This window comes from Salmonella sp. 32082101201600294FB01SM01 (assembly GCF_017572865.1).
Taxonomy (GTDB): Bacteria; Pseudomonadota; Gammaproteobacteria; order Enterobacterales; family Enterobacteriaceae; genus Salmonella; species Salmonella enterica.
Map to the genome: position 1 here is coordinate 289217 of NZ_JAGESB010000004.1, position 13594 is coordinate 302810.

Below are 13594 nucleotides of genomic sequence, written 5' to 3' on the forward strand. Positions count from 1 at the left end.
GATAAATAATAAATAACAAAAATATAGTTCTATGAATGATTACAATCATCTGTAACAATATATTATCAAAGACAGATTATTAACTAATTTCAAGGCCTATTTCAATGCCAGGTCAACCTTTGATTAATTCATAATTGATATAAATATATCTATCCATTTTATAAAAATTTATATTATGAATGATATTTAATGGTTTCATATATTGAGATAAATAGATGCGTGAGGAAAAAGGTGTGATTATCATGCGACACCTGGTGTTATTGTAAATATACTCGTCATACTTCAAGTTGCATGTGCTGCGGCTGCGTTCCCTCACCCCAGTCACTTACTTTATGTCGCCTTCCTGCAACTCGAATTATTTAGAGTATATGGGTAGCGCCAGATGCCGGGTTGCAGAAGCGAGACGGCGCTTTTACACACTCGCGGCAAACGGTGGTGACTCCAATTAGCAGAACATATACTTTTCAATGAATGCGTCGATTACTTTTTCATGAAGCTCAATGGAACGTGAAAAGCAGATTTTTTTCGTGCCAGACGCTTAATACGTTAATCCACGCACGTCGCATAACCTGCTGAACTTGCCGGCTTAATGGCGCAGTTTTGATTCCTGGTATTCTCATCCACGCCGCAATACATGCCGCCGCTCGAGGTTGATTTAGATAAATAGGGGTAGCCCTGCGTCGGCCAGCCTAACGAGCTAATGGAATGATACAGCGTCAACAGGTCGTTATTATCCGGTGCTTTGCTAAGGCTACCGCACTGCTTGGCAATATCCCATTTAGTGTTGTCCACCGTATGCGCCATCGCCCAGTACTCGTTATTTGTATGCACTCCGTTGGTAAATACTGGCGTCACGCCTGACAGCAGCTCAGCCTGAAGCCACGGACGATGCAGCGTTTTTCCGTTAACGGATGTCGTATCCGCCATATTTCCCCAGAACAACGCTTTATCCGTATCCGGACTGGTAAGTACCATAAAAATCACATCCAGTGATGCGTGAAGAGTCGTATTGTCCGTCAGTTTCACCGTGAGTGGCGTTTTCAGTCCCAGGCTTTTATCCTGATTAAGCGTAAACGTTGCCGTACCGTCGCTGCCGGTAGTGCCGGTAAAGACAATCCCGGTGGTGGTCATACTTTGGCTGGCGCTTGCGGGTGTCAGCGCTTTAAGCATGAGATCGTCTGCTCCGGCATCCGCTGCCACGTCGCCATCCGTTACCACCGTACCTGCCCGATTTTTCGAATCGCCACGTGACAACGTAAAACCGACGTTGGCGACCGGGTTACCGCTGCTATCTTTTACCGTCACCGTTAACGGCATCGCGCTTCCCTTCTCCACTACCGCCGCGTTTTTCGCGCCGTCCATCGCCGTCGAGGTCAGCGTAATACTGGCAGGAGTAGAAGTATGCGGCTCGACCAGACACACCTGCGCGCCGGTCACGCTCGTGGAACTGGAACGGCCTTTGGCGCCAGTATCCAGCCGCAGATACTGGTAATACCCGGTGCCTGTTTCCTGGTCTACCGCCAGCCAGGATTTACCCGCCCCAACCGGCCAGCCGAACGCCGTACCGATAGCGCTGTTGGGATTGTCGCCATACAGCGTTTGCAGGTCGTTTAATAACGGCTGGTACTGCGCATCACAGCCGGTCGCGCCCGCTTTTTGGGTGTTCGCGATGGTCACCAGCGGCCAGGTTTCATTATTGTCAAGGTAGGTGCCGCTGTTCGACGTCATCTCAGCCGCCAGTAGCGGGCGGCGGAATTCCACGCCCGCGCTGTTGGTCACGGTTTCCGGCATATGTCCCCAGTATTTGGCTTTCACGCTGTCCGGGCTGGTGATGACGGTGAAAATCGCGTCCATATCGCTGACCGTCGGCGGATTGTCGGGAAGCATCGCTTCCAGCCGTGTTTTCAGGCCGGGGGTGTTATCCTGCGTCAGTTCAAACTGCACTCTGCCGCTCTCATCCGTGGTGCCGTACCAGTACCAGAGTTGCTCGCCGGAATAATGATAGGCAAACGCTTTGGCATCCGCTGGCGGCGCAATCGGCGTTAACAGCATGTCGCTATTGCTGCCGTTTTCATTGCCGCCCGCCCGGTTTTGCGAATAGTTCCCTCGCCCCAGACGAATGGGGACGTTGGGCTGCGGCGTACCAGCGCCGTCAGTGACGGTCACCGTAAGCGGAATTTTTTCCCCCTTTTTCGCCAGCGCCGCGGATTTTTCGGCATTCATGGCGCTGGAAGTCAGCGCTATCGACAGCACCCTGCACTTCGCCAGGCAGAGTTGCGCCGTTGCAGTATTGGTGCTTGTCGTTGTCGTCTCGCCGGTATTTAGCCTGATGTACTGGAAATTATTCGTCGAGTGCGTATCGTTGACTTTCGAATCCCCCGCCCCCCAGTATTTCCCCCCAGCCACCGGTAGCCCAAAGGCCGCCGTTAGCCCGCCCTGCGGATAGTCGGCATACAGCGTTTTTAACTCATCCATCGTCGGCAACCCCAGCCTATCGCACGGGCTGGCGGTGTCCTGATACATATTCGGATAACGGCTCCAGGTATACCAGGACTCGTTATTTTCCGTATAACCCGACGTGTCCGCCGTTGAAGAAAGTTCAGCGCGCAGCAGCGGTCGCTTAAATTCAACCCCCTTACTGTTGGTAAAGGTTTCCGGCATATGGCCCCAGTATATGGCCTTGTCGGTATCCGGGCTGGTCACTACGGTAAAGATTGCGTCTTTACTGTCCGTCAGGTTGCTGCCATCCATCGTGGCGGCGCTGATAGTGGTCTTTAAACCTGTGGTACTGTCCTGAGCCAGGGTAAATGTCACCTGACCCAGTTCATCAGTTTCCACGTACAGATATTTCGCGGAGGTATCCAGCAGGGATGTCGCAAGGCCGGACGGCATCACATTACGTAGCGTAATATCGTCTGTGGCGCCTGAAGCCGATGCGGCGCTATTGGCGCGATTGTACGACGTTCCCCGGCTGATTTTCACCATCACGTTTTTCATCGGCTGGCCTGCGGCGTCTTTCACCGTGACGGTAGCGGCAATCTGCTCGCCCTTCTTCGCCTTTGCGATTCCGGTGGCTTCATCCTGGCCTGCCAGCGTCAGCGTCAGGCTGGCAGCGGCGCGGCGCGCCGAGACAAGACAGGTCTGCATGTAGTAAGCCGTGGTGCTGGTCGTCGTTTTGACATCATTGCCGTCGTTAAACAGGTTGACCGCTGCGTACAGCGACTGCGCGCCGTCTGACGATATCACGTAATCCCCCGCCCACCAGTAGCGGCTGACGTTGTTGTTGCCCGAACTGGTCATCGGCCAGCCGTTACGGCTGCGCATGGCATTATCAGGCCAGGTATTGTACAGCGTCTGGAGGTTGCTGACGCTGGGCAGATAATCGCGCCCGCAGCCGCCGCTGACGCCGTTCCAGGCTTTATCGACGGTTATCATGCCCCAGGTTTCGCCCTTGTCGTAGTAGCCGTTGGCGATGGTCAGCGTTTTGCCGGGCGTAGCGCTGAACTCGCTCGCCAGCAGCGGACGTTTGTACGCCACGCCGCTGCTGTCGGTTAACGTTTCCGCCATATGGCCCCAGTAGCTGGCCTTCGGGGTGTCCGGGCTGGTAACCACGGTGAAAATAACCGGCAATGGCGCGGTCGTTGTGGCGTTGCTGTGCTCTATCGACGCCATCAGCGGCGTTTTAAAGCCAGCGCTCCCGTCCTGGCTGATATCCAGCGTCAGCGTACCGTCCGCGCCGGTAGCGGTGTAATACTCAACGCCGCTGTTACGCGCGTCGCTGTGGTTAATCTGTATGGCTGCCGCCTGCGAACCGTTAACCTCCTGATTCGCCCGCCCAATGCTGTCGCCGCGCGTAAAGATAACCGGCGTGTCCGCCACCGGCTTGCCCTGGGCATCCAGCGTGGTGATGGTGACCGGAATCGTCTCGCCGACCTTCGCTTTAGCGAAACCATCGCTGTCGTTATACTGCGGCGAAGTCAGCGTTATCTGCGTCGCCACCGGATGGGCGTTTTGCAGACAGACAAAATAGAGTTTTTCATCCCACAGCAGCGAACCGATGCCGCCGTCGCGCAGATTAATCGACTTAACGTAGCGGTTTTCCGATGTCCTGCTTAAATCGGCGGTGCTGTCCTGGTAGTTTTTACCGTCCAGCGGCCAGCCCTGCTGGGTATTCATGGCGCCGCCTGGCCAGGCGTCGTACAGCGACTGGAGATCGGCAAGCGAGGGCACAAATCCCGCGCCGCAGGCGTCTTTCGCCACCTCAAAATTCACGCTGCCCCAGGTTTCGTTATTTTCCGTATTGCTGCCGTGGGTAATGCCGCTGGCGATTTCAGCCGATAACAGCGGGCGCTTAAATACCTCGCCGTTGGCCGCCGCTACCGTTTCCGGCATATGGCCCCACATTTTAGCCTTATCGCTGTCGGGGCTGGTGACCACGGTAAAGATGGTGTCGATGCTGGCCGTCGCGCTGGCGTTATCGTACAGCGCCGCCGTAATCGCGACCTTCGTACCGTGGGTATCCGGGCGGGTGACGGTGATAATTTTGCTGCCGTCCTCGCCGGTCAGTTCGCCGATTTTGGTGGCGGTATCGTTGAGCGATTCACCGTCGATGACCACCGCAGAAACGATGCCGTCGCCGCTACCGGCGATGTGTTTTTCCCCCTGGCGGGTATAGCCGTCGCCGCGACTGAGCACAAACGGCGCATCCGGGACCGGATTGCCGCTGGCGTCTTTCGCCGTCACCTTGAGCTGAAGGGTGTCGCCTTTTTTCACTTTCACCGCGTGCTCGCCGCCGACGTCATACCACAGCGACGTATCTACCGGTTCGATGGTAATTGAGGCGGCCGTGGGATTGACGCCAACCAGGCAACTCACAAAATCGGAAGCGTCGCCGGAAGCGGTTTTGTCGCCGGAGGCCAGCGATACCGTCTGCCACGAACTGGCGCTGGCGAAGGTGGAAGACCAGTAGTTATACGACGTCGGCCAGCCGGATACGGTGTGAATTTTATTGCCATCGTTCGCGGTATAGAGTGCGCTAAGCTGGTGATCTTGCGGCAGATGATTAACCTCGCAGCCTCCGGCGTCGGGGTTGTTCAGCGCATCGGCATGGGTAACGCGCGCCCAGGTTTCGTTATTCTGATCTTCGGTCCTGGTCGCGGCAGTCGCTTCCGCCGCCAGTTTTGGCCGCTGGAATTCCATATTGTCCACGGTGATAGTATCCGCCATATGTCCCCACATATGCGCTTTTGGCGTGTCGGGGCTGGTGGGTACGGTGAATTTCACGCTGCGGTTGACGGGGGCGGTGATCAGCGAGTGGAGCGGCAGTACGGTCAGCGGCGTCAGCAAGCCGACGCCCTGCGGCTGTTCAATCACCAGCGTGGCGTTCCCCTCGGCATCGGTGATGCCCTGATACGTCATCGACGCCTGGGAGGAGCCAAACGAGGTTCCCCCCATGACCAACGTTCCGTCGCTGGAATCGGTAAAACCGGTCGTCGCGTTGTCGCGATTTTTGCCATGCGACATGGTCACGGTAAACGCGGCGTTAGGCACAGTCAGTCCGTTCAGCGCGTTGACGGAGTGCACGTTCATCGTTACCTGTTCGCCCACTTTGGCGACCGCATTGCGTAACGACTCGTTGCCATCGAAGTAAACGTTCAGGATGGTCACCAGTTCGTTGCCGGAACAGGAAAGATAGTTCGGTTCAGCGCCGCTGAACATGCTGTCCGCGCCGGTCGCCAGGTTGACGTGCGCGGTGGTAGAGCCATCGGTATCCGCCGCGATATAGCTGTGTTTCTGCGTCGGCCAGCCGTAGGTCGTTTCCATCGCGTTGCCGGAATGGGCCGCATACAGCGTATCCAGCAGCAGTTGCCCCGGCACCTGGCCCGCGCCGCACTGGTTTGTCGCCGCCGTTACCGAGTTAAACGTGGCCCAGTATTCGTTATTCTCAAATTCAGAGCCGGTGTCCTGCGCGGCTTCGTCCGCCAGCAGCGGACGTTTGTAGATATTGCCCGCCTCCACCACGCCCTGCATATGGCCCCACATGCGCGCCTGCGCCACGTCCGGGCTGGTGACTACGGTAAAAATGACGTTCTGCGTCGCTTCCGTCCCGTCGAACAGCACCACGCGCACCGGGGTTAACACGCCCGCGCCCCGATCCTGGGTCAGCGCCAGCGAGAACTGGCCGTTGGCGTCGGTGACGCCGTGATAGTGACCGTCGCTGCCTTCCAGATTGGTGATGACGACCGGTTCATCCGACCACTGATGCGCCGCGTCAATATCGGCGTTCTTTTGATTCTGGCGATTCTGTTCGTCGCCCAGATAGACATTAAAGTAGCGATAGGGCAGCGGTTTGTTGGTGGCGCTGTCGGTCACGCTGATCTTCATATTGATCTCATCGCCAACCTCGACTTTCGCGGCATTGACCGTTGAATCAAAACTGTCGGCGCTAATCACTAACTTCGGCGTAACCTCCGGCGAGGCTTTATCCACGCAGCTTACCAGCGATTGCGTGGCGTCCGGCATTTGCGTAAGGCTGCGGCTGCGCATATCAATGCTGATATGGTCGGCGGCGATCGACCCCTGGGAGGAGGACCAGTACTCTTCATCTCCGGATGTCAGCCCCACCGGCCAGCCGAGGGTGGTGGATAAATCGCCACGCTCAATTTTTAACCCTTCCAGTTGGCGCGCATCCGGCAGAATATCGCAGTGTTTATCCGCATTAGCCCAGTTGAACTGCGCCCAGCTTTCATTGTTGATACTGACGGCGCGGTCTTCGCCGTCGGTTTCCGCCGCCAGTTTGGGGCGACTAAAGGTGTAGCTTTCGCCATCCACCGTGGCGGTGGAATTGTCCGCCATATGGCCGTACATATTGGCGCTGCCGCTGTCCGGGCTGGTGAGGGTGGTAAAAATCACGTCCACGTCGGCTTTCAGCGCAGGCGCGCCTGACGGGTGCGCCACCAGCGGGGTTTTTACCCCCCGGACCGTTAGCCTGGGTGACGGTCACCGTCGCCACGCCTTCCGCATTGGTGGTGCCGTGATATTCTGTGGCGGTGGTGGTCAGTTCGGTATTGCCGACGCGTACCGGCGCGGTATTGTTCACCACGCCCTGGCGATTCAGCGCATCGCCGCGGGTAATCACGAACGCGATATTGCCCGCAGGCTCGCCGTTACAGCCTTTGGTATTCACCGTCAGCGTGATGCTTTCACCGGCTTTGACCTTCGCGGCGTTTAGCGACTCGTCCAGATGATCGGCGACGAGAGTAACCGGGTCGCCCACGGCGGGAGCAATATCCACCGCAATCTTTTGATTGAGTATCTCTACCGCGCTGTCATAAGGCACGCCGGTGCGGGTAAGCAGCCACAGCGGCGGTACGGCGGTTGAGGTATCCAGTTGCGGCCAGACCACCAGGTGGCGGCCCGCCATATTTTGCTCACAGAACGTCAGGTTTGCCGATGGCTGCGGAGACAGCGGCGTATCCGGCGTGGCGGCGTCGGCCCACACCAGCGTGACGGTGGGCGCGCGTTCAGCCTGCCAGGCCAGCGGCGGATCGGCGAAAATATCGCCTTCAGTATCGTGCGGATTGGTTAAGGTCAGCGCGCTGCCGGCATCGCTGGTGCTGAACTGGCTGGGTTTCGCGGAGTAATCAACAGAATTAGCCGCATCAGATCGCAACTGAACGCTGCCCTGATAGACCGGGATCGTCACACTATCGGCCTGAGGGGGAGTACCGTTAATAGCCGCAGTTTGCTCAGTGAGTTCCTGCCATGCGCCGCTGCTTCGCACGGCCTGCGCGAAGAAAGGCGTTAAAATAAAGGCGCATAACAGCAACCAGGATAAAAAACCGACACACTTTTTCGATTTCACTGACGTACCTGAGAAAAGTCCATTTCGTTGCAGCTCATTCCATTAATACAAGGAATTAAAAATGCATCGCGACCGGCACAACGCCAGCCGCAAGGGATACTCAGGTTGGGCGCGCCTCACCCAACCTACTGCACCCGGCACGAGGCATAAGCAAAACCTTGACTTGAAAGCGTACAGTTTTCCGTATTGGTCGTTTCGTTAAATGAGCAATACTTACCGCCAACCATCGTTTGCGATGCATAGTCATATGTATACGACGACGCCGGCGCAGCCGTAGGCCAGTGCAGGTCGCCAATGATGTTCTTCAGCGCCTTCAGATCGTCCAGCGTCGCGGCGTTTTCCAGCGAGCCGCAAAGATAAGGCAGCGATGTCGTAGCATGAATGGATGTTTCACCATAATCAATATAGTTCGCCGCCCAGGTTTCATTATTAAGCGGCCAGGTGCCTGGCGGCATTTTGGACATCTCTGTTTTCAGGAATGGGCGGCGCAGCGTAACGCCGTTAACCTCAACGGTATCCGGCATATGGCCCCAGTATGACGCATACGGCGTATCCGGGCTGGTTGGTACCGTAAAGATCGCATCGACGCTCGCCGTCTCGCCAGCCAGCTCCGAAAGCGTCGCCGTGATGGATGTTCTCAAACCCAGCGATTTATCCTGGTTTAACGTGAACCGCAACTTACCGTCATCGCCGGTGACGCCATACCATTTCGTGCTGGTTCCCCTCTGGTTATTAAACACCACTGCCGCACCCGCAGGCGATACCGGCGTCAGGGTCATGTCTGATAACGCGCCTTTGGACGCAACCGGCTCGCCAATCACACCGGCCTGAATGTATTTGCTATCCACCGTGCCACGCGAATAAGAGTAATCACGCGTCAGCATAACCGTCGCCCCCGCCTGCGGCTGCCCGGCGCCGTTAGTCACCGTTACCGTCATCGGTATCGCCTCGCCTGTTTTCGCCACCGCCGCCGATTTATCCGCGTTCCACACGTCCGTAGATAACGCAATCTTCATCTGTCGCGGTTCCGTCAGACAGAGCTGGTAATAGAAATTCCCCGGAGTTTCCAACGTGGTGCCGCCATTACCCGTATTGAGATCGGTAAATTGCCAGTAAATGGATTGATTTTTTACCAGGCTGTCGCCTGCCCACCATTTTTTCTTGATGGGTAATCCAATGTCGGTCGTGATCTTACCTTTGGGGTGATCGCGGTACAGCGACTGGAGATCATCCTGCGTGGCCATCTGATTTATCGGGCACGCGCCATAATTCCCGGTATTAAAATTATTCACCGTAAACCAGGTTTCATTGGTTTCGAAGTAACTCGACGTATGATTCTGCGATGAGAGTTCGCCATACAGCAGCGGGCGCATAAACTCCGCGCCGTTGCTGGCGGTGAAGGTTTCCGGCATATGGCCGTACATATTGGCCTTGTCGCTGTTCGGGCTGGTGATGACGGTAAACACTGCCGGCAGCGACGAGGTTACTGTCGGCGTATCATACAGGCTGGCAGTCACCACGCTTTTCACCCCGACTCCGCCAGGTTCGTCAAGCGAAAGGGCCAACGTACCGTTCGCCCCGGTCGCCCCATAAAGAACCGATGAACTGTAGGCAAACTCTTGCGTCGCGCCACCAGACTGCGTCATCGTCATGGTGTAGCTGTTGGTAAACGGGTAGTCAGCTTTACGCGGCGTCCCGGCGTCGCGCTTAAGCGAAAACGTCGTATAAGGCACCGGATTACCCGCCGCATCGGTGGTGGTGACGAGCAGTGGGATCGACTCACTGTTTTTAGCCTTCACCGCCTGAATAGTGTCATCCGTCGCCAGCGTGGAGGTGAGCGTAATTTGCGTAGCCTGCGTCTTCGGCGTCGTTGCGCAAATTTGGTATTGCCTGTCGTTCACACCGTCATTAACGACGCCCCGGCGCGAATCATCATCCAGATCGACAATGTAATAGGATCGGGGCTTTCCGCCGGTTAACGACCCGGAACTGGAACCGCTCCAGTAAGAACGGTTGATCGGCCAGCCCTGGGCGGTTTTTATCGTGCGGTTTGGGTATTTGCTGTAGAGCGAATCCAGCGCCTCGACGGAAGGGAAATAGCCCGCAGCGCAGTTAACAGCGGGGTCGGTTTTTGAACTGTCTGGCCCATAAAGCCCCGCCCAGATTTCGTTGTCTTCGGTATATTGCGCGGCACTTGCCTGATTGGCTAATTCAGCGTAGAGCTGTGGACGCTGATACTCCGCGCCATCCGCCGCCGTGAGCGACGGCAACATATGCCCCCACATGCGGGCAACGTCGACATCCGGGCTGGTGATGACGGTAAAGATGGTGTCAATGCTGGCGCTCACGGCGGCATTTTCATACAGCGCGGCGATAATGGCCGTTCGGGTGCCGTGTGTGTCCGGGCGGGTAACGCTGATGATGCGGGTGCCGTCAGCGCCGGTCAGCATCCCCATTTTGGTGGTGGTCCAGGCCAGGGATTCGCCATCGATCACCACGGGCGTGACGATGCCTTGCTGATCGTTGCCCTCACTGGCGGTGTACTTCTCGCCCCTGCGATCGTAACCGTCGCCGCGGGTGAGCACAAACGGCGCTTCCGGGATCGGGTTGCCGCTGGCGTCCTTCACCGTCACCTTCAGTTGCATCGTGTCGCCTTTTTTCGCTTTGACCGCGTGAACGCCGCTGCCATCGTACCACTGCGACGCATCCACCGGTTCAATGGTAATCGAGGCCGCCGCCGGGTTATCGCTGGCCAGACAGCTGGCGTAAATGGAGACGTTGGCGTTGGCGAATTCACTGCCGCTAAACAGCGAGATCAGTTTCCACGTGGTAGCGCTCTGGAAGGTCGAAGACCAGTAGTTAAGCAGTGTCGGCCAGCCCTGGGTGCTTTTCATCACGCCGTCGCTGTTGGCGTTGTACAACGCCTCAAGCTGATCGATGCGCGGCAGGCGGTTCGCCGCGCAGCCGCCCTTATCCGGGTTGCCCGCCGCGTCAGGATGCAGAACGCGCGCCCAGGTTTCGTTAGCCTCAGCCTGAGTACGTTCCGGCGTCACTTCATCCGCCAGCTTAGGCCGCTCAAAGGTCAGATCGCCGACGGTGATGGTATCAGCCATATGGCCCCACATTTTGGCTTTTGGCGTATCCGGGCTGGTGGCGACGGTAAACTTCACGCTGCGGGAAACGGGCGTGCTGATTAATGAATCGACGGGCGCAATGCTTAACGGCGTCAGCAGCCCTACTCCCTTCGGCTGGGTGAGGATAATGGTCGCATCGCCGTTGGCGTCGGTGATCCCATGATAAGCCTGCCCGGCAAGGTAGCCCACGTCATCAAACAGCATCTGACCATTGCTGGTGTCGGTAAAACCGGTCGTCAACCCGTCGCGCCGTTTGCCGTTCGCCATGGTGACGGTGAAGTCGGTATAGGCGATCGCCATGCCGTTGAGGGCGTTGCGCGAATGAATGTTCAGCTTAATCTGCTCACCCACTTTGGCAACCGCATCGCTGTTTTTGGTCGCCGGGTCATCGTTGAAGTAGACGTCCAGCACCGCCACCATTTCGTTGGCCGAGCAGGTCAGGTAATTCGGTTGATTGGTAAATTTACCGCTATCGCCGTTTTCAAGGTTGACGTGCGCCGTTCCCGAAGCGTCGCTGTCCGCGGCGATGTAATAGTCTTCGGTTGGCCAGCCGTGTTCGCTTTCCATCTTGCCGCCAGCATGTTCGCTGTATAAATGCGTCAGCGATGACTGATCCGGCACCTGGCCGATGCCGCACTGCGCGGTGGCTTTTTCCACTGAATTAAACGTCGCCCACTCTTCGTTGTTTTCGCTGAACTGACCGTCTTTGTGGCTGGTTTCCACCGCCAGCAGCGGGCGTCTATACAGGTTGCCCGCGTCCACCACGCCCTGCATATGGCCCCACATGTTGGCGCCGTCCACATCCGGGCTGGTTATCACGGTGAAAATTACGCTAAAGGGCAACTCGATGCTGCCGCCTTCATCATCCGGCATCACGATGCGGATGGGCGTTTCTACGCCCAGGCCGCTGTCGTGTTTTAACGTCAGGTGTACCTGGCCGTTGGCGTCGGTCACACCGGTATAGTGTTCCGGCGACGAGGCGCGCATATCTTCGGTGTTGATTGTAACCCGTTGGTTATCCCACGCGTCCTGATGCTCTCCTTTGCGGTTTTTCGCAGGGTCAATGAACAGCTCCATATAGCGATAAGGCAGCGGCTTTTGCGTGTCGCGATCCACAACGGTCATCACTAAATCAATCGATTCCCCCACCTGTGCTTTATACGGCCCCTCTGGAGAGAGCGTTATCTGCGGATGCGCCGCAGGCTGGGCCTTATCCACACAACTGACCAGTAGCGTGTCGCTGTTGGCGGCCCTGACGACCGACGCGCTGTTCATATGCACGGCAGCGTGGTAGTCGTTTATCTGATCTTTGGTTGACGACCAGTATTCCGCATCGCCCGTCACCGGCCAGCCGGTGTACGTTGCCAACGCACTATGCTCATGCCTTAGCGCCACCAGTTGTTCGGCATTCGGCAGAATGTCGCAATGGTTATCCGCGCCACTCCAGGTAAACTGCGCCCAGGTTTCGTTGGTGTCCACAACGGTGCCGCCATTTCCGCTGGTTTCCGCCGCCAGTTTCGGGCGGGTGAAAGTGTAGGTCGTACCGTTCAGCGTCGCCGTGGCGTTCTCAAGCATATGACCGTACATGTTGGCCTTATCACTGTCAGGACTGGTGATGGTAGTGAAAATGACGTCGACATTGTCGGTCAGCGTGGGATAGCTTTGCGAAGAGACGATGAGTCGTGTTTTTACCCCCGGACCTTGCTCTTGCGTCACCACCACCGTGGCGTTGCCCTGCCCGTCCGTTACACCGTGATATTCTGTTTGCGTAGTCGTTAACTCGGTATCGCCAACGCGCACCGGGTTAGCGTTATTGACCACGCCCTGGCGATTTATTGCATCCTCGCGACGGATCACGAAGGCAGCATTCGGCGCTACGTCGCCATTACAGGCTTTGGTGGAGACAGTGAGGGTAATGCTCTCCCCCGCTTTGACTTTCGAGGCTGCAAAGTTGGCGTCAATATGATCGCCGCTCACAGAAACAGGATCGCTCACCGCCGGTTTGATATTCAGCGTCACTTTCGGGCTAAGTAGCGGAATGACCGCACTGTTCGGCACCCCGGTACGGGTATAAAGCCACAGTGCGGGAACGCTGTTCTCATCTTCCACCTGCGCCCAGGCAACCAGTTGCCGCCCGGCGAGGTTTTGGGCGCAAAAGGTCTGGTTAAGAATCGGCTGCGGCGAGAGCGGTGTATCCGGCGTGGCGGCATCGGCCCATACCAGGCTCATGGTCGGCGGTTCTTGATTTTCCCAGGCGATGGAGGGCGGATCGGTAAAGAGATCGCCTTCCGTATCGGTGGAGTTGACCGCACGCATCGAGGTTGAGGAGGCATCAGCGCTAAAATCGCGCGGCATGGCGGTAAACTCGATATCGTAGGTCTTGGTAGGGTCAAGCAGCATACTTCCCTGATACAGGGGAATAGTGGCACCGTCGGCCAGCGGCGCGGTGCCGTTAACCGCGCCGGTCGTCGAGTTCAGCTCTTGCCAGGTTCCGCCCTTCAATAGCGCCTGCGCAGGCGCGATCGACACTGCAAACATGATCAGTAATGTCAGTAAGAAATGTACCACTTTATTCACTTGCCGATTCCTGTTCATG

1 protein-coding gene and 1 pseudogene are annotated in these 13594 nt (G+C 57.0%); both read right to left on the reverse strand.

Annotation, left to right across the window (positions count from 1 at the left end):
* Window positions 1–546: 546 nt before the first annotated feature.
* Window positions 547–7864, reverse strand: a pseudogene (gene ratB, locus J4645_RS17860) (DUF823/DUF824 repeat adhesin RatB).
* 125 nt (window positions 7865–7989) lie between these two features.
* Window positions 7990–13593 carry a DUF823/DUF824 repeat adhesin RatA gene (gene ratA, locus J4645_RS17865; RefSeq protein ID WP_071667765.1) on the reverse strand — a complete coding sequence of 1868 codons (5604 nt, stop codon included), beginning with the start codon at window positions 13591–13593 and terminating at the stop codon, window positions 7990–7992.
* Window position 13594: the final 1 nt, after the last annotated feature.